18 protein-coding genes are annotated in these 23391 nt (G+C 35.4%); 10 read left to right on the forward strand and 8 right to left on the reverse strand.

Annotated elements, in window-relative coordinates; all coding sequences use genetic code 11:
• Nucleotides 1-5: 5 nt before the first annotated feature.
• From E0I61_RS11350 to E0I61_RS11385, 8 genes are all read left to right on the forward strand, one after another.
• Nucleotides 6-857 (forward strand): fumarylacetoacetate hydrolase family protein, encoded by an 852-nt coding sequence (locus tag E0I61_RS11350; RefSeq protein ID WP_132071504.1) that lies wholly within the window; start codon nucleotides 6-8, stop codon nucleotides 855-857.
• Nucleotides 858-864: 7 nt separating this feature from the next.
• The gene (locus E0I61_RS11355; RefSeq protein ID WP_132071506.1) at nucleotides 865-1203 is read left to right on the forward strand and encodes an L-rhamnose mutarotase; all 339 of its coding nucleotides are present in this window, start codon (nucleotides 865-867) and stop codon (nucleotides 1201-1203) included.
• A complete protein-coding gene (locus E0I61_RS11360) occupies nucleotides 1200-2027 on the forward strand; it encodes an amidohydrolase family protein (protein WP_132071508.1) in 828 nt (275 codons plus the stop codon). Before E0I61_RS11355 ends, E0I61_RS11360 begins: the two co-directional genes overlap by 4 nt.
• A 10-nt stretch (nucleotides 2028-2037) precedes the next feature.
• A complete protein-coding gene (locus tag E0I61_RS11365; RefSeq protein WP_132071510.1) occupies nucleotides 2038-2817 on the forward strand; it encodes an SDR family oxidoreductase in 780 nt (259 codons plus the stop codon).
• Between the two features lie 44 nt (nucleotides 2818-2861).
• Complete coding sequence (locus tag E0I61_RS11370) at nucleotides 2862-4322, forward strand: alpha-L-fucosidase (protein ID WP_132071512.1); 1461 nt, start codon at nucleotides 2862-2864, stop codon at nucleotides 4320-4322.
• A 292-nt stretch (nucleotides 4323-4614) separates the two neighbouring features.
• Nucleotides 4615-5520 carry a metallophosphoesterase family protein gene (locus tag E0I61_RS11375; RefSeq protein ID WP_132071514.1) on the forward strand — a complete coding sequence of 302 codons (906 nt, stop codon included), beginning with the start codon at nucleotides 4615-4617 and terminating at the stop codon, nucleotides 5518-5520.
• Nucleotides 5521-5926: 406 nt separating this feature from the next.
• A complete protein-coding gene (locus E0I61_RS11380; protein WP_132071516.1) occupies nucleotides 5927-7264 on the forward strand; it encodes an alpha-L-fucosidase in 1338 nt (445 codons plus the stop codon).
• A gap of 205 nt (nucleotides 7265-7469) precedes the next feature.
• Entirely contained in the window at nucleotides 7470-9152 is a 1683-nt protein-coding gene (locus E0I61_RS11385; RefSeq protein ID WP_131996944.1) for a beta-N-acetylhexosaminidase, read from the forward strand.
• A gap of 470 nt (nucleotides 9153-9622) precedes the next feature.
• On the opposite strand, the gene E0I61_RS16490 is transcribed toward E0I61_RS11385, so the two are convergent.
• The 5 genes from E0I61_RS16490 to E0I61_RS11410 all read right to left on the reverse strand — a co-directional run bounded on the left by E0I61_RS16490 (nucleotide 9623) and on the right by E0I61_RS11410 (nucleotide 17179).
• Nucleotides 9623-9808, reverse strand: a complete 186-nt coding sequence (locus E0I61_RS16490) for an ATP-binding protein (RefSeq protein WP_317126173.1) — start codon at nucleotides 9806-9808, stop codon at nucleotides 9623-9625.
• 956 nt (nucleotides 9809-10764) lie between these two features.
• Nucleotides 10765-12081, reverse strand: a complete 1317-nt coding sequence (locus tag E0I61_RS11395) for an ammonium transporter (RefSeq protein ID WP_132071518.1) — start codon at nucleotides 12079-12081, stop codon at nucleotides 10765-10767.
• 334 nt (nucleotides 12082-12415) lie between these two features.
• Nucleotides 12416-12793, reverse strand: a complete 378-nt coding sequence (locus tag E0I61_RS11400; protein ID WP_132071520.1) for a PH domain-containing protein — start codon at nucleotides 12791-12793, stop codon at nucleotides 12416-12418.
• Between the two features lie 9 nt (nucleotides 12794-12802).
• Entirely contained in the window at nucleotides 12803-14107 is a 1305-nt protein-coding gene (locus E0I61_RS11405) for an amidohydrolase family protein (RefSeq protein WP_132071522.1), read from the reverse strand.
• Nucleotides 14108-14182: 75 nt separating this feature from the next.
• Complete coding sequence (locus E0I61_RS11410) at nucleotides 14183-17179, reverse strand: amidohydrolase family protein (RefSeq protein ID WP_132071524.1); 2997 nt, start codon at nucleotides 17177-17179, stop codon at nucleotides 14183-14185.
• A 231-nt stretch (nucleotides 17180-17410) separates the two neighbouring features.
• Here E0I61_RS11410 and E0I61_RS11415 point away from each other — a divergent pair, with 231 nt between their 5' ends.
• Nucleotides 17411-18946, forward strand: a complete 1536-nt coding sequence (locus E0I61_RS11415; protein ID WP_132071526.1) for a YifB family Mg chelatase-like AAA ATPase — start codon at nucleotides 17411-17413, stop codon at nucleotides 18944-18946.
• Nucleotides 18947-19222: 276 nt separating this feature from the next.
• On the forward strand, nucleotides 19223-19921 hold the full coding sequence (locus tag E0I61_RS11420; RefSeq protein ID WP_132071528.1) for a pseudouridine synthase: 699 nt from the start codon (nucleotides 19223-19225) through the stop codon (nucleotides 19919-19921).
• A gap of 271 nt (nucleotides 19922-20192) precedes the next feature.
• On the opposite strand, the gene E0I61_RS11425 is transcribed toward E0I61_RS11420, so the two are convergent.
• From E0I61_RS11425 to ypfJ, 3 genes are all read right to left on the reverse strand, one after another.
• Nucleotides 20193-20591, reverse strand: a complete 399-nt coding sequence (locus tag E0I61_RS11425; protein WP_132071530.1) for a hypothetical protein — start codon at nucleotides 20589-20591, stop codon at nucleotides 20193-20195.
• 382 nt (nucleotides 20592-20973) lie between these two features.
• On the reverse strand, nucleotides 20974-22263 hold the full coding sequence (locus E0I61_RS11430) for a DEAD/DEAH box helicase (protein ID WP_132071532.1): 1290 nt from the start codon (nucleotides 22261-22263) through the stop codon (nucleotides 20974-20976).
• Between the two features lie 197 nt (nucleotides 22264-22460).
• The gene (ypfJ, locus tag E0I61_RS11435) at nucleotides 22461-23321 is read right to left on the reverse strand and encodes a KPN_02809 family neutral zinc metallopeptidase (RefSeq protein WP_132071534.1); all 861 of its coding nucleotides are present in this window, start codon (nucleotides 23319-23321) and stop codon (nucleotides 22461-22463) included.
• Nucleotides 23322-23391 lie beyond the last annotated feature (70 nt).

Genomic DNA, 23391 nt, shown 5'->3' on the forward strand with positions numbered 1-23391 from the left:
AGATTATGAAACTAATACGTTTTGGAGAAGCTGGTAAAGAAAAACCAGGAATTTTAATTGGAGAAAAAAGATTTGATGTTTCTTCAATTGTTACAGATTACAATGAAGCATTTTTTGAAGAAAATGGTTTAGAAAAATTAAAAGCAGCATTAGCAGGCAATCCATCATTACCGGAAGTAGATGCTTCTGTACGTCTAGGTTCGCCAGTGGCAAGACCTTCTAAAATTATTTGCATTGGTTTGAATTATGTAGATCATTGTCTTGAAACAAATGCTCCAATTCCGGCTGAGCCAATTATCTTTTTTAAATCAACTACAGCATTGTGTGGGCCAAATGATAACCTTATCATACCAAAAGGAAGTGAAAAAACAGATTGGGAAATTGAGTTGGCTTTTGTAGTTGGTAAAAAAGCAAGTTACGTAGAAGAAACCGACGCTTTAGATTATGTAGCGGGTTATGCTTTGCTTAATGATTACAGCGAAAGAGCTTTTCAAATAGAGCGTGGAGGACAATGGGCAAAAGGAAAAGGATGTGATACATTTGCACCACTTGGACCCTTTTTGGCAACTCAGGATGAAATAGCAGACGTGAATAATATACCAATGTGGTTAACAGTTAACGGAAAAAAATTCCAAAACAGCAATACTTCTAATTTGGTATTCAAAATACCATTTTTAGTTCATTACCTAAGCCAGTTTATGACTTTGCTTCCAGGCGATATAATCAGTACGGGAACACCTCCGGGAGTAGGTTTAGGTATTAAACCAGAACCAATTTACATTAAGGCAGGTGATGTTATTGAGTTAGGTATGGAAGGATTGGGTTCAAGTAAACAAGTAGCAGTAGCTTATAAATAATAGTTTTATGGCAGCACAAAAATATTGTTTGGCTTTAGACTTAAAAGATGATCAACAATTGATGGCGGAGTACAAAGCGTATCATCAAGCCGTTTGGCCTGAAATTATAGAAAGTATCAAGGGTTCTGGGATTGAGGTGCTTGATATTTATTGTGTCGGGAATCGTATGTTCATGATTATCGAAGGCAATGAAGATTTTTCTTTTGAAAAAAAATCAGAAATGGATGCCAATAATCTGAAAGTGCAGGAATGGGAAGAATTGATGTGGAAGTTTCAACAGGCGCTACCATTTGCAAAGTCAGGAGAAAAATGGATGCTGATGGAAAAAATATTTGAATTGAAATGAGGATAGACAGCCATCAACATTTTTGGAAATACCATCCGGTAAAAGACGCTTGGATTAGTGATGAGATGAAAGTGATTCAGCGGGACTTTTTGCCCGCTGATTTACTGCCTTTGCTCGAAGCAAAATATATTGATGGTTGCGTCTCCGTTCAGGCTGACCAAAGTGAAGAAGAAACTCATTTTTTATTGCAATTGGCAAAAGAAAATGAGTTTGTCAAAGGAGTTGTTGGTTGGATAGATTTAAGAGCAGAGAATCTGGAAGCAAGGTTGGAGTATTTCTCACAGTATAAAAAACTGAAAGGATTCCGACATATTGTTCAGGCAGAACCAGATGAAGATTTCCTTTTGCAAGAGGATTTTTGCATGGGAATATCAAAATTGGCAAAGTATAATTTTACCTATGATCTTTTGATTTTACCAAAACATTTGCCTTATGCCACAGCATTGGTAAAACGCTTTCCTCAGCAATCTTTTGTAATAGATCATTTGGCAAAACCTGATTTCAAGCAAATCGATTTTGCCGTATGGAAAAAAGAGATTAGAGTAATAGCGGCTTGCCCAAATGTGATGTGTAAGGTTTCGGGTTTGGTAACCGAAGCGGATTGGAACAATTGGAGAGCAACTGACTTTATCTATTGTCTTGATGTGATTACTGATGCATTTGGCGTCAATCGTTTGATGTTTGGCAGTGATTGGCCGGTGAGTTTGTTGGCAGCATCCTATGAGGAATTATGTGATATTGTAGAGGATTATTTTTCGAAATTTTCGAATGAGGAACAAGATAAACTCTGGGGTGGAAATGCAATAGAATTTTATCATTTATAAAAAAACGGAAATGAACTTAGATTTAAATAACAAAATAATTATCGTAACCGGAGGAGCCAAAGGAATAGGTTTTGGAATCTGCAAAGTGTTGGCTTCAGAGGGAGCAATCCCTTTTATCATCGGAAGAAGCGAAGAAGATAATAAGACTGCCGTGAAAGAAATTGAGGCTGCGGGAGGAAAAGCAAAGGCCGTTGTTGCCGAATTGACAAACCCCCAAGACTGTGAAAGAGCCGTAAAACAAGTTGTGGCCGAATGTGGCCGCATCGACGGATTGATTAATAATGCGGGGGTAAACGATGGTGTTGGATTGGAAAACGGCAATTACGAATCTTTCATGGCTTCACTACATAAAAATTTGGTGCATTATTATCTAATGGGGCATCATGCTTTGCCTGAATTGAAAAAATCAAAGGGAGCGATTGTAAATATAGGTTCTAAAACTGCCGAAACAGGTCAAGGAAACACCTCGGCCTATGCGGCTTCCAATGGAGGGAGAAATGCCTTGACCCGGGAATGGGCGGTGGAATTGTTGCCATACGGCATCCGCGTAAATGCGGTAATTGTAGCTGAGTGTTTTACGCCTTTGTATGAAACATGGATTAAAACATTTGATAATCCCGAGGAGAAATTAAAAGAAATCACGGATAAAATTCCGTTTGAAAAAAGAATGACCACTGCAGAAGAAATAGCTAATATGGTTGCTTTTCTTTTATCCGAAAGATCCAGCCATACAACGGGACAGTTGATTCATGTGGATGGTGGGTATACCCATTTGGATAGGGCGTTATAGAGAAATACCGAAAATGAATTTAATTATCCAATAAACCAATAGCGATGAAATCCATACATCAAATTCTTAGAAAGACAGTAATTTTTTTGTTGTTTTCTTTTATAACAATCAATCTTTCCGCTCAAGAAAAAGAATATTATCCAGATCCGAATCCTGTTATTCAGCAAAGATTGGAGGAATGGAAAGATTTGAAATTTGGTCTGCTGATGCATTGGGGAACCTACAGCCAGTGGGGTATTGTGGAAAGTTGGAGCATTTGCCCGGAAGATCTTAGTTGGGCTACGGGCGGACAGAAACCAGGCGTGGCCGACAATTATAACGATTATGTAAATGCCTACGAGAATCTTAAAACGACTTTTAATCCGGTGAAATTTAATCCCGAAAAATGGGCGGCAGCTGCCAAGGATGCCGGAATGAAATACATGGTGTTTACCACCAAACATCACGACGGATTTTGCATGTTCGACAGTAAATATACCGACTATAAGATTACCGATAAAGGTTCTCCGTTTTCAACCAATCCGAGGAGTGATGTGACCAAAGAAATTTTTTCGGCTTTTAGGAAGGAGAATTTTTGGATCGGGGCTTATTTTTCCAAGCCCGACTGGCATAGTGATTATTATTGGTGGAAACAATTTCCGCCAAGCGACCGCAATGCTAACTATTCGATTCAGAAGTATCCTGAACAATGGAAAAAATTCGTTGACTTTACCCATAATCAAATTAATGAATTGGCGAGCAATTATGGCAAGCTTGATATTCTTTGGCTTGATGGCGGTTGGGTGCGTAAGAAAACAGATCTGGAAATAAAAGATGCATTATCGGAAGTTTCCGAAGGCAGTCGTTGGGCTCGTAATCCTCAAAGCCAGGATATCGATATGCCACGTTTGGTGAAAGAGGTTAGGGCAAAACAACCCAAGTTGATCGTTGTGGACAGAGCTGTCCCAGGAGAACAACAAAATTATCTTACCCCTGAACAGCATATACCGGATACCGGTTTGCCTTATCCATGGGAAACTTGCATGACTATGGGGAATAGTTGGAGTTATGTACCTAATGATGTTTACAAACCTGCAAACGAAATCATCGAGAAATTAGTTGACGTGGTAAGTAAAGGAGGAAACTATTTGTTGAATATTGGTCCGGGGCCAGATGGCGAGCTGGATCAGGTGGCTTACCAGCGTTTGAAAGAAATTGGAACTTGGATAAAAACAAATGGTGAGGCCATTTACGGCAGCCGAATGTTTACCGTTTTTGGGGAAGGCGAAAAGATTCGTTATACACAAACTAAAAATGGGGATACCAAATATATTTTCCTGTTCGATTTTCCAAAAGAAAAACAGCTGTTAACGAAAATCCCGTTTTCTAAAAACACAAAGTTGCAGCTATTGGGGAGTAAATCAAACCTTTCATGGAAACAAAAAGGAGATACCGTCGAGGTAAATGTTCCGGCTTCTCTTAAATCGGTAACAGACTATGTGTGGGTAATTAAAGTCTCTAATTAACAACTAATATGATGAATAATACCAAACGCTTTTTTAAATAATTTTATTTTAATATTAGAAATAAGCTAAAGTATTTTTTTAACCTGTTTGCTATGTTACTATAAGTTTAGCATAATACTTTACAAACTGGTAGGCACTGTTATGTGATTTGAAAAATATATTCTATTTTCGGAATCTATTTTTGAACGGGAATTTAATCAATTGATGCAAAAGAACGTTCGATGACTCCCAAAAAAGCAATATAGAATGTCATCAATTCCATATTTCGATAAAAAACAAATATTATCTACAAATGAAAAGAAGAGATTTATTAAAATATATTGGATTGACTGTTGGTGCCGCCGCATTGAGCGGAACAACATCAATTGTTTCTGCGGCGGAACAAAGGGATAAACGTAAAAGAGTATTGCGCATTGCGCATATCACCGATGTGCATATCCGACCGGAAGAAAATGCCCCCAACCGGTTTGTAAAATGTTTGGAAGAGATAAAAAAACATAAAGTCGATTTCTTCCTGAATGGAGGAGATACAATATTTGCAGCAGACTATGGTGATATAACCCGTGAGAGAGTAAATGAATTATGGAAGGTGTGGAACGAAACTACCAGAGGGATAAGCGGCTTTGAGATTCATAGTTGCCTCGGTAATCATGATATGTGGTGGGCTGCACCTGATAAACAGGATCCAATGTATGGAAAAGAGTATGTAGTGAAACAATTGGGAATTCCCAATCGGTATTACAGTTTTGATAAAAAAGGCTGGCATTTTGTAATATTGGACAGTAATAACGGCGGAGGTTCATTGGATGATGAACAACGTCTATGGTTGGAAAAGGATTTACAAGCTATTCCAGCCGGTACACCAGTTATTTGCATGAGCCATTATCCTATTCTTGCCGCATGTACCCATGTTGATGGAGGAAATCATACCGATTCAAAATATATCAGCGATCTTTTTTATAAACATAAGGACAAAAAAATTAACTGCTTTAGCGGGCATATTCATTTATTGGACAACGCCGTTTACAATAATGTACATTATTATTGTAATGGTGCCTTAAGTGGTTTTTGGTGGGAAGATGGAGACAAAGACTCGGCAGGGAAAACGTATTATAAACAAACGCCTCCAGGCTATGCTATTGTTGATTTGTTTGATGATGGTTCTGTTGACAATCAATATTTTCCGCATTCTTTTTAAATAATAAAAAATCATAAAAATAATTGCACCTTTATCTTTATTTTTTATTGTTGGTAATGTATTATCTCAGGACTGACCTATTAACACAAAATAATGCTTCCTCAACAGATTTTAAAATGGGGGAGAATAATTTTCTCAGTTTGTAAAGTTTTACCAGAATGTTCTGAAGTTATTAAATGACAAAATCGCTCGTTTTTTTAGTATCTATTTTAGGAATGGTAATTAATGATTAAACAAGGATAATATCGCATTAATATAAAGGTTGTAATCATTATATCTTTCGATTTCTAAAAAGACATAAATTTAGTAAAAAGACTTAGAGGATGGCTACTGTATTTAAGTAGGGAATTAAATCATCTTTTTTAGTAAATTGTAATGGTTTTCATTAATATTTTATTTTGTTAAAATGATAAAAAAAGTAATGTTGTTGGCTCTCTTTAGCGGAGCAGTTTTTTGCGGGAATGCTCAACCCAAAATTGATCCTACAACCATTAAGGATAAAATGCAATGGTTTGAAGATGCTAAGCTAGGAATCTTCATCCATGCCGGAATTTATTCGGTGGCCGATGTTTCGGAATCTTGGAGTTTTCATAACGGAAACATTTCGGTTGAAGATTATATGAAACAGCAAAAAAGTTTCACTTTAAGCAATTACGATCCAGTTGCTTGGGCAGAAATGATCAAAGAAAGCGGGGCCAGGTATGCGGTAATCACAACCAAACACCACGACGGTGTAGCGATGTACGACACCAAATTGGGAAAATTGAGTTCGGTAAAAACATGTCCTGCCAAAAAAGACATGATAAAACCTTTATTTGAAGAATTGCGTAAAAGAGATGTGAAATGCGGAGCCTATTTTTCATTAATTGACTGGACACACAATGATTATCCTGATTTTTTGAAGAATAAAAAGCGTTATGATATCAAAAAAGAACCAGCTCGTTGGGAACGTTTCCAGAAATTCTTTCAGGGACAAGTCAAAGAAATCTCTGACTGGTACAATCCTGATTTGTGGTGGTTTGATGGTGATTGGGAGCACAGTGCTGATGAATGGCAGGCCGAAAAAACACGTAAAATGATGTTAGACAGAAACCCAAATACCATTATCAACGGTCGTTTGCAGGGGTATGGCGATTACGATACTCCAGAACAAAATTTTCCTGTGGTGCGTCCTGCATCCAAATGGTGGGAATTGTGTATGACCATGAATGAAAACTGGGGTTACCGTGTGAGTGACACCAACTGGAAGACACCTTATGAAATAATAACTATATTTGTGGATGCGGTTTCAAACGGAGGAAATTTATTATTAGACATTGGACCAAAACCAGACGGAACCTATCCAGAAACGGTTGTTTCTACCTTGAAAGAATTAGGCGATTGGAACAGAAGAAACGGAGAAGGGATTTTCGGAACTATCCCTGGAATTCCACAAGGGCATTTCTACGGACCAACGACACTGTCGAAAGATTCAAAAACACTTTACTTATTTGTTCACGGAAAAACTTCTGGACAAGTAATGTTAAAAGGACTAGATAACAAAATTCAGGGTATTACTGTTTTGGGTTCAAAGGAGAAGTTGACTCATAAAGTAGTGGGTAAAATCTCTTGGAGTGCTGTTCCTGGATTGGTTTACATTGATTTGCCGGAAAATGCTATCGATAAATATGTGACTTGTATCAAAGTAACATTAGACGCACCAATCAAATTATACAGAGGTAACGGTGGCTTCTTAACAAATTAATAAAGAATATGGAAATGCCATCTTCATTTTCTGGGATGACATTTTTCATCAATTTAATTCAAGCGATTTAGTATTAAATCGGCGAATCATTAATGAAGATTTTATTGTTTTTTTTAGAAAAAAAATGGACTAGAATTAGACAATAGACTTGTTGAATTAAATATAAAAATGAATATATAAACAAATAATTAATAAAAATGTAAATATGATAAAGTCATTTTTCTTTTCACTTCTTTTATGTAGCACATTCTCATTTGCTCAGGAAGTAAAAATCATTCCTCAGCCAGCTGAAGTTATTGCAAACACGGGTAGTTTTGTTATTAGTCCTAAAACAAAATTGGTGGTTGCCAACAAAGGAGATAAAGCTACGGCAACTTTCTTCAATAAATATTTATTGGAGTATTATGGATTTGAATTAGAAGTAGTTCAAAAAGTCTCTAAAAACAGCATTGTATTGAAAAGTCTTCAAAATATTGATGGACTTAAAGGAGAAGGTTATAGTTTAAAATCGGACAACGATGGCGTATTGATTGAAGGAAATTCAAATCAAGGAACTTTTTACGGTATGCAAACACTAATTCAATTGCTTCCTGTACAGAAAAGCAACAGTCTAAAGATTGCTTCAGTAACGGTAAAAGACGGACCGCGTTTTGCCTATAGAGGCTCGATGTTGGATGTAAGCCGTCATTTTTTCCCGGTTTCATTCGTTAAAAAGTATATTGATTATCTAGCCTTGCATAAAATGAATTATTTCCATTGGCATCTAACCGAAGATCAGGGTTGGAGAATCGAAATAAAAAAATATCCTAGACTTACTGAAATAGGTTCTAAAAGAAACGGATCTATCGTAGGCAGGTACCCGGGTAAAGGAAGCGACAATACACCTGAAGAAGGGTTTTATACCCAGGAAGAAGTAAAAGATATTGTTAAATATGCTTCGGACCGTTTTATTACGGTAATTCCAGAAATTGAAATGCCGGGTCATAGTAGTGCCGCCATTGCAGCTTATCCGATGTTGAGTTGTTTTCCGAATGAAAAAACAGATATACCTGCGAATATGATTTCTGAAAAAAGCAAGCAGGAATTAGCAAATGGCAGAGTAAAACTGGTTCAGGAAACATGGGGTGTTTTTACCGATGTATACGCTCCAACGGAATATACTTTCAAATTTCTTGAAGATGTTCTAGATGAGGTCATGGCTTTATTTCCATCAAAGTATATTCATGTTGGTGGTGATGAATCTCCTAAAGATGCTTGGAAAAGAAGTGAATTTTGTCAGCAGTTAATAAAAGAAAAAGGCTTGAAAGATGAGCATGAACTTCAAAGTTATTTTATTCAACGTATGGAAAAATACATTAATAAAAACGGAAGAACATTAATAGGATGGGATGAAATTCTTGAAGGTGGTCTTGCGCCAAATGCCATAGTGATGAGTTGGAGAGGCGAAGCCGGCGGAATAGCTGCAGCTAAAGAAAACCATCAGGTAATTATGACTCCGGGGAGTCACGTTTATTTAGATCATACCCAGACTAAAAATGAAAAAGAAGTAACGATTGGTGGGTTTACTAATTTAGAAAAAATTTACAGCTATGAGCCAATTCCTAAAGAATTGAATGAGCAACAGGCTAAATATGTAATGGGTGCCCAAGGAAATGTTTGGACAGAATATATGCAAAATCCAGCTAAAGTAGAATATATGATATTTCCTCGTTTGAGTGCACTTAGTGAAGTATTATGGTCACCAAAGGAAAAGAAAAACTGGTCAGCCTTTCAAACTAAAATTGAAACTCAGAAAAAACGATACGAAATGTGGGGAGCTAATTATTTTAAAGAAAATAATGCGTCAGATTTGGTGCTGCCAAAAAATGGAAATAAAATAAAAATGTAAATCACATATTTGAACTAATTATTAAAGCAGAATGCCCTTCAATTTTATATTGCAAGGGCATTTTTTTTGATAATGTTATTTTTTAACTGGTAACAGTTCAAAATTTGATTCTCAAAAAAATAATTTTTAACCAATTATCAAAGGTTCGACCTCTTCAATTTTTAGGCTCATGTTATTGACAGAATTCCCCGATTGAAACGAACTCATTTTGGAGCTTATTATGCAAATTGCAGTGATATTGACCACCCAATTCCAATTTAAAGTGCACCTGATTCCAATTCAAAATGAGCACCTAATTCCGGAGCAAAATGACCACTCCATTTTTCATTAAAAACTACTTTTTTTCATCTGTTAATTAGTATTCAGATATACTTAAATATTGGACTTTGTTTATCCCTCTTTTTTTTCTCATAGATTCTTCATGTAATTAGAGTCGATGGGATTGATGTATGAGTCTTTCCAAAATGGCATCAGCTATGGTTTTTTTTAATGATATTGTACCAACCTTGGACTGGGATTTGTGATATTACCATTATAGAACCGTTATTATGCCTGTCTTCAGTGAGCTCTAAAAGAGTAATTCGGTTACTGTTATCTAACGTTTGCAGTCCAAAATCGTCCAATATAATGGCATTTTTCCTTTTTATTTTGGCCAATTCTCATAGGTAAGAACCATCTGCTTTGGCCATTTTTAATTTAGCAAACAGCTTAGAAGTATTAAAATAACTTATTTTAAAACCTGTATGCAGGCTTGATAACCTAATACTGTACCTAAATAACTTCTGCCTACACCGGTACTTCCAGTTATTAAAATGCATTCATTTTTTTTCTACAAATTCACATTCTGCCAGACGCAGTTTGGTGTTTCAATTCAGATTACGGGTTTGGTCAAATTGATACTTTAAATATTTGATTTGTAAAGGAATCGGGAATTGGTGATACTGCGGGCAATACGCCGATTGTGCCTTTCATCCCATTCGGCATCAATAAGCATCGATACAAACTGATCGAGTGTGTAATGGTCTGTTTTTCAGATTTCAATGGCAGTTTTAAAAGTATTATGCATGCCATAAAGCTTCATTTGTTTCATTTTTGTTGCTGTAGATTGCTTCGCCCGTTCGCTTATGCTCGGGTCATTCATGATTACTGTGTTTTAATTTAATTATAATAGTGTTTTCCTCTGATATTACCGTGAATAGGGAGTTTTTGCTCGGATTCTTGTTCAAATTAAATATGATCTAAGTTGTTTTCTAAAATATTTTGTATCGTCTTAAAATTGTAGATTTTAAAATCCAGTGCCCGTTTACAGGTATTTATTAATCGATCTTTCTCTACCTTTTTTTCGAAGTTTAGTATTCCTAAACAACTTTTATAAGCCTGTTCAGGATGGTTTCTGCATTTGATTATTTGCAGGATATTTTCTCCAACGGATTCATCAACACCACTGGCCCAATCAATGAAGCGAGCAGCACTCCACTGGGCTACGAATTGTTTTTTTTGCCATTTTAGTTTTTCTGAAAAAATTTACAATGTTTCTTGGATTTTAAGCACAAAAAAAAACACTCTGAAATTTAATCTCAGAGTGTTTTTAATTTATTGTATGAAAGTCGGTTTATAGAAACTCACCGTGTTGAGAAATATCTAAACCTAATTCTTCTTTTTCGTCACTTACTCTTAGTGGAGTTATTTTGTTTACAATAAAGAAAAGGAAATAAGATGCTGAAAAGGCGAATACTGAAACGATTACTAAAGCGGTTAATTGGTTTAAAAATAATGTAGCATCGCCAAAAATAAGTCCTTGATTATCTCCTACTACTGAATTAACAGATTTAGAAGCAAAAACACCAGTTAATAGCATACCAACCATACCACCAACACCGTGACATGCGAATACGTCTAAAGCATCATCAATTTTACCTTTAGGGAATTTGCTAACCACTAGATTGCTAACAATACTGGCAAATATACCGATGAACATGGCGTGTGGAATAGTTACGAAACCTGCTGCAGGTGTAATAGCTACTAAACCTACAACGGTACCTATACAAGCTCCCATTGCAGAAAGTTTGTGCCCAAGAATTTTGTCAAGAAATACCCAAGCCATTCCGGCAGCTGCAGCAGCTACAGTTGTCGTTCCTAATGCTTGTACAGCTAGACCATTAGACCCTAATGCAGAACCTGCGTTGAAACCAAACCATCCAAACCATAATAAACCAGTGCCTAACAGTACATAAGTAATACGTGCAGGATTAACTTTTTGTGTTTTTCTTTTTCCTAAGAAAATGGCTCCAGCTAGTGCAGCCCATCCCGCGCTCATGTGAACTACTGTTCCTCCAGCGAAATCTAATACTCCCATTTTAAAGAAAACACCATCTGGATGCCAAGTCATGTGTGCTAAGGGCGTGTAAACAAGTAATATGAATAATACCATAAATAATAGGTAAGCCCAGAAACGAATTCTTTCTGCAAAAGCTCCAGTTATTAAGGCAGGAGTAATGATTGCAAATTTTGCTTGAAATAAAGCAAATAACATAAAAGGTATTGTTGGAGCAAGACTCCAAGCTGTATTGGTACCAACACCTTGAAAAAATAAATTAGGTAACGGATTACCAATTATTCCTCCTATTGAAGGACCAAATGATAAACCAAAGGCGATAACTACCCATAAAACGGTAACAATTATCATAGCCATAAAACTTTGAAGCATAGTACTGATAACATTCTTCTTTCCTACCATTCCTCCGTAGAAGAAACCCAGCCCAGGAGTCATTATTAATACAAGTGCAGTTGCAACGATCATCCAAGCGGTATCGCCAGTATCAAATTTTACAGCTTCTGTTGGAGCAGGGCTGTCAATTATGAAATAATTTGAAAAAAGGGTTAATATCAAAATCGTGATTAATAGCACACTTAAAATAATTTTTCGCATTGTTTTTTAGTTTTAAATTTTGATAAAAATATAATAATCATCAGTATGCCCCTTTGAAAAAATAGTTTAATATTATATTTTTATCATTTTTATAATATGACCCCTATTTTTTTATGGGTATGTTATAATTTAAAGTTAAAATTTACAATTTGTTAAAGTAAGGTTAAGAGAAATTATCGTTTTAGGAGATTTTATGGTAATTATTCTAAGAACTAATAGACCCATATCCTAACGGTTCTACATTTTGAACTAAAAGTAGAATACCGTTAAAAAAAATGCACCTATTGAAATTAATACAATAGGTGCAATTATCTAAATTTAAGGAATCGATGATTTATTTCAAAGTATGCTGACTCAAAATTTTATATACTTCATTGATGTTGTTGCCTCCTTTTCCAAATTGCTTCACAATTGGATTATTGTCGTGATTCAGCCAAATTTTTAATTCAGCATCCATATCCAATATTCCGGCACTTTCTTTAGAGAATTTTTTGATGCTCGAATAGGGAATTGACATATAATCGACTTTGGTTCCAACCAATTGTTTTTCAACTAAAATCAGTCTTTTATTGGTAAAAATAAACATGTCACGGATGAGTTTGTACGCTTTCTCAATTATTTCCTCTTCTATTAAGATTGGCTCAAATTCGTTCGAAACATTTTCAATGTTAACTTCAGATGCATTACCTAAGATGGCGTTAAATAGTCCCATTATATTAATTTATTTTTGATTGTATTTTGTTTTATATCTGTCGTTCAGCTTGGTTTGGTGGGTATCCAGACTAATCATCCTGCCTTGAATAAACGCATTGGTCAACTTGTTTGTTCTCATATCCAAAGCATCGCCTTCAGAAATGAATAGTGTAGCATCTTTTCCTTGCTCTAAGGTACCACATTGAGCGTCAATTCCTAATATTTTAGCAGTATTTGATGTTATTAATTGCAAAGCTTGCTCTTTATCCAGTCCATAAGCAGCACATGTTCCTGCTAAAAACGGTAAATTTCGGGTATTCATTCTTTCATGTGCGCCGCTATTTTCTAAACCTACCAGAACACCTTTGTCTGTTAATAATTTGGCTGATTTGTAAGGTAAATCAATATCATGATCCTCGTTTTCCGGCATATCATGAACACGTTTTAATAATACTCCAATATTGTTTTTTTGTAATAATTCAGCTGTTTTATAGGCTTCGTATCCACCAACAATCACCATTTTTTTAACTCCATTTTCTTTTGCAAATTGTACTGCATCGATAATTTGTTTTTCTTCATTGGCATGAATAAATAAGGTTTGATTTCCATCGAATAATCCTTTTGTAGATTCCAAAGTCAAATTTCTCTCTTTTGAACTATCCCCTAAATACGCTTTGGCATTGGATAAAAAAGAAGATAACTCTAAAACTTGTTTTGCATAATCCTTATTGGCTTCAATGCTTCCTGGTTCAAACCAAGAACCACTTCTTCTAAAACTAGAAGGAAAATCTAAATGAATTCCATCATTTTCTTTAATTAGAGCATCTTTCCAGTTCCAGGCATCTAGCTGAACAATTGAGGAAGTTCCTGAAATTCTTCCACCACGCGGTGTGATTTGAGCCATTAAAATTCCGTTCGGTCTTACTGTTTCTATTACTTTTGAATCAGCAGTGTATGCTATAATACTTCTTACATGTGGGTTCATGTTTCCAATCTCATCCTCATCATCAGAAGATTTCACAGCATCAATTTCAACTAAACCCAGTGTTGAATTAGGAGCAATAAATCCCGGATAAACATGTTTTCCTACGGCGTCAATAGTAATGTCATACGCCCCTTCTCCAAGTCGAATCACTCTGGCATCTGCTACCAAAGTAATTTTTCCGTCAACGAATCCTATAGCACTGTTCTCGATTACTTCACCATTTCCTAAATGTGCCGTAGCATTAAGAATTAGAACTGATTTTGATTGCTTAGGAGTAGGTGTTTGTTGTGCTTTTGTAAGTATTGATAAACTAAATACCAATAGCAATATATATGTTTTTTTACTCATTATATTTATATTTTTTTATTTGGAATTGCTTTGCCTTTTTGCAAAAGCGCTCGCAGTGAATTTTAGATTTTATTTTTAATGTTCTAAAGTATCACAGTGGTATTCTTTTTTCTCTGCTTTTTTAGGCTCTTGAGTAATCATTCCTTTATTCTTTTCTTGTAATAATTGACCGATTAACTCATTTCGTTCTTTAGCAATAGCTACTCTTTGTTCTTCATCCTTTTGAACATCGTAATAGACTACACCTTCAATTAACGTTTTTTCAGCTTTGGCATAAATAGATAACGGATTGGCGTTCCACAATACAATATCGGCATCTTTCCCCACTTTTATACTTCCTACTTTGTCATCGATACGTAATAGTTTAGCAGGATTTAAAGTGACAAATTTCCAAGCTTCTTCTTCTGAAATATTACCGTATTTCACTGCTTTTGCTGCTTCTTGATTCAATCTTCTTGACATTTCAGCATCATCAGAGTTGTAGGCTACTACAATTCCGGCATTATGCATTATTGGTCCATTGAAAGGGATTGCATCATTTACTTCAAATTTATATGCCCACCAATCTGAGAAAGTTGATGCTCCAACACCGTGTTCTTTCATTTTATCGGCAACTTTGTATCCTTCAAGAATATGGGTATAGGTATTGACTCTAAAATCAAATTTTTCTGCTACATTCATCAACATCAAAATTTCAGATTGCACATAAGAGTGACAAGAAATGAAACGTTCTTTATTTAATATTTCAGCTAATGTTTGTAGTTCTAAATCCACTCTTGGTGCTTTCCCTTTTCCTTTTTTACCAGTTGCGTTGTAATTTTTCCAAGCGGCATCATATTCTTTAGCACGTTGGAAATAATCCGTAAAAACTTGCTCGACACCCATTCTGGTTTGAGGAAAACGAGTAGGATTAGTGATTCCCCAGTTTGCTTGTTTTACATTTTCTCCCAAGGCAAATTTGATAAATCCAGGTTGGTCTTTGTAAAGCATTTCATCTGCTGAAGCGCCCCATTTCCATTTTACAATCGCTGAACGACCACCAATTGGATTTGCAGATCCATGTAGTAATTGAGAAGTGGTAACTCCACCGGCTAAGTCCCTGTATATATTAATGTCTTCTGAATTCACTACATCCTGAATGGTAACTTCGGCGCTGGAATTGTGTCCGCCTTCATTTACACCATTAGAAATTGCAATGTGAGAATGCTCATCAATAATTCCGCTGGTTAAATGTTTACCTTTGGCATCAACAATTGTTGCTGAAGCGTCAGAAATGTTTTTTCCAATAGATGCAATTTTTCCGTTTTTAACCAACACGTCAGTTTCGACTAAAATACCGTCTTTTTCGTTTGTCCAAACAGTAGCATTTTTAAACAATAATGTTTGTGTAGTTAGTTTTTTCAAATTACCATAAGCAACATTTGGAAATGTTGTAGGCATAATTACATTGTTCTTTTCCAATTTCAAGGAGTCAATTGGTTTTATAAAAGGAGCCGTTCTTACTGCAGACCATTTTACCTCATTTCCATTGAATAAAATTGCTTTTCCTGAAAGCAATTGGATGTCATCGATATAACCAATTAACCTGGAGAAAGTCGTTTTTGTTGAATCCATAGATTTCATTACAGTTGAAATCCAATTATTTGAAACCGTAAGTTTTGAACTAACTTTTTTGGAATCAATTGTCGTAATTATCGATTTTGGAGCAGTTATATCGCCACTAATTTTCCATTTGTATTGTTGATTAGCTACACTTAAATCGTAATCACCGCGAATGTCTTTAATTGTTATATCAGTTATAACAAATTTGTTGCCCTGAACCCAGTTCTCGTAAAGAATTGTTTTCTCTTCAAAAATGGCACCGGATGTAATAACAAAATTGGCTAAACTTCCTGTTCTCAAACTTCCTATTTCGTTGCTTTTTCCTAAAATAGCAGCGGGAATAGTTGTCAAAGCTTCTAATGCTTTCGTTTTATCAAATCCGTATTTAATGGCTCTTAATAGATTAGGTCTAAAATCTTCGAGTTTTTTTAACTTATCAGTCGTCAAAGCGAAAACAATTCCATTATCGGATAAAACTTTAAGATTGGTTGGTGCTTGATTCCAAAAACGTAAATCTTTCAATTCCATTTGATTGGCTTGGTTGGGGTCAGAAACATCATAAGCTTCCGGAAAATTGATTGGAATAATAAATTTCGAATTTGTTTTTTTGATTTCTTCAATTCGCTCAAATTCATTTCCGTTTCCTTTCAATACATAATTTAAACCAAATTCTTTCGCTATTTTGGCTGCTCTTAAACTATTCAATTTGTCTTCAGAAGCAAATATTTGAACTAATTTTTCATTATTAGATAATGCTTCCAAGGATAAATCTTTGGTTGTGGCATTTCCTTTTTTGTACCAATCTAAATCTAAATACATTTGACGAAGTAATGCCATCATTCCCATCAATGAACTTGGATAGGCTTGATTTGTAGTTACACTTTTAGTAAATGCAAAATGATTGGTTATTTTATCAGATAATAATTGATTGCTTTTATCAAAATTATTTAAAGCAATCAACGTTCCTGATCCGCGAGCAATTCCGTCTTGGACATGAGTTCCCACGATTCCAAATCCTGCTTTTAATAATTCTTCGGCTTTAGTTTGGTCGTATTTAAAGCTTTCATATCCATTTACTTCTGAACGAATACTTTCATTCCAGTAAAGCCCTGATTTTTTGGTGTCATATAAAGGAATCCTTTCAGTAGTGGTAATTCCTTTTGGTTTTTCGATTCCAAAACTGGTGTACATATCAATAAATGAAGGATAAATTGATTTTCCATCCAGGTTTATTGTCATGCAATTTTTAGGAATAGCGATATTGTTTCCTGCGCCAATAACTTTTCCGTTTTGAATTAATAAAGTACCTTTTTCAATAATTTGTGTTGGCGTAACATAAATTTTGGCATTGGTAAAAGCGGTAAAATTGGTGTTTTTGTTTTGAACACTTTCATTATTGGGAAAGTATTCTTGAGCATAGGTTTTTGGTAATAAAACACTGAAATAGAGTAGAAGTAAGATTTTTTTCATAGTATAGTTTCTAATTATTCTCTAAAAGTAAAAAAAGGAATATGTTAAGTAGTATTTTTTTTGATTTTAACATTTGTTTTTTGCACAATTTAAAAAATAGAGGGAATCTATTCATGTTATTCTAATTATTTTGACATAAATCAGTACTATTCTCTATCGTTTTTAAATTTTGTAGGATTAATTACAGTAATTAAAAATGTTTTCTCTAATTTTAGAATCAAATAAGTAAACATGCTAGTTAAAGTTTTTGGAAGCGCTGTTTTTGGAGTGGAAGCCACAACAATTACCGTAGAGGTAAATATTGATAAAGGGATTGGTTATCATTTAGTTGGCTTGCCTGATAACGCCATCAAAGAAAGTAGTTACCGGATTGCGGCTGCACTCAAAAATAACGGATATGCCATGCCTGGAAAAAAAATAACCATCAATATGGCTCCTGCTGATTTGCGTAAAGAAGGTTCTGCCTATGACTTGACTTTAACTATAGGAATTTTGGTAGCTTCTGGGCAAATAAAAGCCGATGAAGTTGACAAATACATCATCATGGGAGAACTTTCCCTAGATGGCAGTCTTCAACCGATACGTGGTGCTTTACCCATTGCAATCAAAGCTAAAGAAGAAGGTTTTAAAGGCTTTTTTCTTCCAAAGCAAAATGTAAAAGAAGCAGCTATTGTGGCCGGATTGGATGTATATGGAATCGAAAATGTACAGGAAGTGATTGATTTCCTAGAAGGAAAAGGAACGCTGGAACCAACAACAATTGACACCAGAGCCGAATTTTATAAAACATTAGACTTTCCTGAATTCGATTTTTCGGATGTGAAAGGACAAGAAAGCATCAAGCGTTGCATGGAAATTGCCGCTGCCGGAGGACATAATATTATCCTAATTGGCCCGCCGGGGGCAGGAAAAACAATGTTAGCGAAACGATTACCCAGTATTCTCCCGCCCATGACGTTGCGGGAAGCCTTAGAAACAACCAAAATTCATAGTGTAGCTGGAAAACTGAAGGAAGTAGGTTTGATGAATCAACGCCCTTTTCGCAGTCCGCATCATACCATTTCAAATGTCGCACTTGTTGGCGGAGGAAGTTATCCGCAACCCGGTGAAATTTCTATGGCGCATAACGGCGTTTTATTTCTGGATGAATTACCAGAATTTAAACGAGATGTTTTGGAAGTGATGCGTCAACCATTAGAAGATCGGGAAGTAACGATTTCGAGAGCCAAGTTTACGGTTACTTATCCGTCCTCGTTTATGCTGGTGGCGAGTATGAACCCAAGTCCGAGTGGTTTCTTCAACGATCCCGATTCTCCACAAACTTCTTCGCCTCACGAAATGCAACGGTATTTGAGTAAGATTTCGGGACCATTGTTAGATAGAATCGATATTCATATTGAAGTGACACCGGTTCCTTTCGAAAAATTATCAGAAGACCAAAAAGCAGAAAGTAGTGTTGACATTCGGAAAAGGGTTACTGCGGCGCGAGAAATTCAAACCGAGCGCTTTGAGCAAATGGAAAACATCCATTACAATGCGCAAATGAATACCAAACACATTCGGGAATATTGCGCCTTGGACGATGTTTCAAAACAATTGTTAAAAACAGCTATGGAACGATTGAATCTTTCGGCTCGGGCTTACGATCGTATTTTGAAAGTAGCCAGAACCATCGCTGATCTTGACGCGGCCCCAATAGTGGTTTCCAGCCATATTGCGGAAGCGATTCAATACAGAAGTTTGGATCGTGATGGTTGGTTGGGCTAAATTAGATTTCAGATTTTTGATTAACGATTTTTGATTGCAGATATTTAAACTTTGCGTAGCAGATTGCGTAGCTTTTTTTCATTAATTTTAACTATAATTTCAAGAATACGGATACTATAATCAACAGTATAAAAGAGTATTGGATACAATTTTAATAACAGTTTTAGCAATCGTAATCTTCTATTTTGTTTTTCGAACTAAAATGAAAAAAGAAAAGTATAGAAATAAATAAGTCAAAAAAGAGATTTCGATAGAAATCTCTTTTATTTTTGCCAAATGTTAGAAATTCTTTACCAAGACGAATATATTATTGCCATTAATAAACCAAGTGGCTTATTGGTTCACAAATCATTTTATGCGCGCGATGCAAAAGTTTTTGCTATTCAAGAATTGAGAAATCAAATAGGAGGGCAACACGTCTATCCTATTCATCGGTTAGATCGCAAAACATCTGGTGTCTTATTATTTGCATTGGATGCAGCCGTTTTAAAAATTATGAATGATCGTTTTGCCACACGCGAAGTCGAAAAAAAATATTTAGCAATTTTACGTGGTTGGTCACCCGAAGAACTTACGATAGATTATGATTTAACCAATGATGATGGCATTATACAAAATGCAATAACATACTTTCATCGATTGCAAAGTACCGAAATTGAGTTAGAATTTAACAATCAACCAACGTCACGATATTGTTTGGTAGAAGCGATTCCTGAAACTGGACGTATGCATCAATTACGAAAACATTTCAAACATATTTTTCATCCCATTTTAGGAAGTCGTCCACATGGTTGTAACAAACAAAATAAATTATGGTTGGAGAATTTTGACCTGAAAGGAATGATGCTTCATGCACATCAGTTAATTTTTAATCATCCAATAACAAATGAACAACTTATCTTGAATGCAAAGATTAATGAAGAGTTTAGCAGAGTAGGTACTCTTCTTAAGCTAGATTTGAATACCTATGAATAGAATACTTATTTGTAAAGTAATGCTTTAAATTATTGTTGTATTTGGAAACAACAGTTTTCAGTATAAAGATGAGCAGATTTCAGGTTTTTGATCAACGATTTTTAATTTCAGATGTTTATCACAACGTTCCACAAAGTCTCCGACTTTGAGGAAGTGACTTTCGGTTTTTAACCGATTTAGTTTTAAATATTTGAAGTTTAAGGTCAGTCGGAGACTGAAAAATACATACTCAAAGTCGGAGACTTTGCGTAGCGGGGCGATTGTGAATCTTTTATTTGTCTAGAAATAATAATTGATTTTTGAATTGAAATAAAGCATTGTGCTGCGTATCAATCATATTTTGAAAAGTGGCAATATTACTTTTAGTATATTCTTTATTATTTTTTAAGTCTTGATAAATTTTATCAGATAATCCTTTTTCATATTCTACTTTAGCAACATTCAGATATTGTTGAAAAGTTATATTAGGATATAGTAAATGTTCTGCTCCATTATTATCATCGATATACTTTTGAATTATGGATTGTACTTCTAAATGTAGCTTTTGAGTAGTTATAAAAACCGCTAATAAATTATTCCTTTCTTCGGTAGTATTAGGAGTAGAATTGAAAGTTTTATGATATGTTAACCACGCTATAAATAAACCTGCTATACCTATTAAGATTTCCATTGAATTTCTTTTATAGACAAATATAAGTAAAATAAAAAAGCCTCAATTATGAGGCTTTAGTTTTTATAATAGTATATTTTTAAGCTTGAACATTATTAGGAGGAACATTTAGATATTCACCCTGATTTGCACTAAACATATCGAGTTGGATAGCGCAGTTTTGCAAACTGTGCCCACAAACGAGAGCGACTTTATTTTTCAAAGATTTGAATACAAAGGTTTTTAGAAATAAAAATAGTGAATTATAGCCCCGATAGAAACGAAAATCCTTGTGGCGGCTGGCATTTATGCCGCCACAAGATTATAGTGGGATAGCGGAAATATTTTCTAAAAAAACGAAATCATTCTGCTCCTAAAAAAAGAAAATGTATTTTCTTAGTTGTTATCTATTAGAACGTCGATCATTATTTTGACTTGGACGTCTTGGACCAAAACTATTGTTGCTGCTACGGTTTGTAGTATCGGTTTTTGGTTTCTTAGGAGTCGAATTACGCTGTTGTCTTCCTTGCCCTTGTTTGATTGGTTCTTTTGAAGCGTTAGGGTCTGGCTCAAAACCTTTGATGTTTTCTATTGGCAATTTCAAGCCTACTAATTTTTCTATATCACGTAAAAAGACAGTTTCGTCCGGACTAAATAAGGAAATAGCTTCTCCACTTGCTCCGGCTCTACCAGTTCTACCAATACGGTGGACGTAATCTTCAGGAATATTAGGCAATTCAAAATTAACCACATGCGGTAACAACGGAATGTCTAATCCTCGAGCGGCAATATCAGTGGCGACCAAAGCCGTTAAGCTTCCGTCTTTGAAACCTGCTAATGCTTTGGTTCGTGCGCCCTGCCCTTTATTTCCGTGAATGGCAGCTGCTTTGATTCCGGCGCTAATCATGCTTTCCGTCAGTTTATTGGCGCCTTGTTTGGTACGGGTAAACACCAAAATTTGCTTCCAGTTTCCTTCCGTAATCAATTTAATGATTAACTCTGTTTTTTTCTCTTTGGCAACAGGATATACTTTCTGAATGATTGCATCCACTGTTGTGTTTTCTGGGGTCGCTTCAACATGAACTGGATGGTGCAAAATGCCCATTGCCAATTTTTTGATGTCTGTTGAAAAGGTTGCCGAAAACATCAAGTTTTGCCTTTTTGAAGGTAATACTTTTATAATGCGCTCAATGTCTCGTACGAAACCCATGTCTAGCATACGATCAGCCTCATCTAAAACTAGGATTTCAACTTTTGCAAGCGATATTAAACCTTGATTTTGCAAATCGATTAATCGACCTGGAGTGGCAACTAAAATATCAACTCCTTGACGCAATTGAGTCACTTGTGGATTTTGGTTTACACCTCCAAAAATAACCGTGCTGCGTAAATCTAAAAATTCACTGTATTCTTTTATATTAGCAAGTATTTGTGCTGCTAATTCTCTGGTTGGTGTCAATATTAAGGCACGAATAGGTCTTTGTCGCAATTGTTGACCTTGTGATAATATTTGTAAAATAGGCAATGTAAAACCGGCTGTTTTTCCTGTTCCTGTTTGCGCAGATGCTAATACATCTTTACCTTCTAAAATGGGTGGAATTGCTTTCTGTTGTATTGGAGAAGGTGTTGAATATCCTTTTTTGCTGATGGCTTTTAGTAAAGCATCAGATAAGCCTAATGAGTTGAATGACATAAATAGCGTTTATAAAGTAAACACTATTATTTAGGTTACTTTTTTAATTGGGCGCAAAGGTACTGCTAATTTTCCGATGTGGTTTTGATTAGTAAACTTTGTTTCAATAAAGTATCGTACTTCGTTTTAAACCGTAACAAACATTAGTTAGTATTTAGTATTCAGATTTGACTGACCACCGACCATTGATCACTTTTTTAGTCTATTTCTGCAAATGTATTTCCTTGCGTGATGTCTCCCGATTTATACCCTTTCATGAACCAAGCTTTTCGTTGTGCGGATGTCCCGTGAGTAAAGGATTCCGGAACAATATGTCCTTGTATTTTAGATTGAATTGCATCATCACCCACAGCATGTGCTGCACTTAAAGCTTCATCAATATCGCCTTCCTCCAAGAAATTGTTCATTTTTTGATTGTAATGCGTCCAAACTCCTGCGTAAAAATCAGCTTGTAATTCTAAAGCTACAGATAATTTATTGGCTTCGGCTTCACTTTTACCTTCTTGCATTTGCCTCATTTTGTTAGAAGTTCCCAGTAAGGTTTGTACATGATGTCCTATTTCGTGTGCAATTACATAGGCAGTAGCAAAATCACCTCCTTGAGCACCAAATCTAGTTTTCAGCTCTTCAAAGAAAGCCAAGTCCATATACACTTTTTTATCACCGGGACAATAAAAAGGACCCGAAGCAGATGTAGCATTACCACAGGCAGTTTCTACTGCATCAGTAAACAATAGTAAATTGGGTCTTTCATATTGCATGTTATTTTCCTGAAATATTTTTCCCCAAACATCTTCTGTATCTACTAATATAGCTTCTATAAATTTGCCTTCTTCAATTTCTGCTGCGGTTAAGGCTCTTTGTTCAGTGGGAGCACTTTGTCCTTGATTCATTTGTTCCAATATTGGAGTAAGCATTTGGGCATTTTCTCCACCAAAAATATTCAATAGCAAGATAATAATTCCGATAATTCCACCTCCTATAATTGTTTTCCCTCCTGAGGACATTCCTCTTCGGTCTTCAAAATTTTCACTTGAACGTCTGCCTATCCATTTCATATTCAGTTGATTTTTAGTTAGCAATGAATTTACAAATATAAAATTACATAATTTAAAACAATAAATATTC

Source organism: Flavobacterium ranwuense (assembly GCF_004349315.1).
GTDB lineage: Bacteria > Bacteroidota > Bacteroidia > Flavobacteriales > Flavobacteriaceae > Flavobacterium > Flavobacterium ranwuense.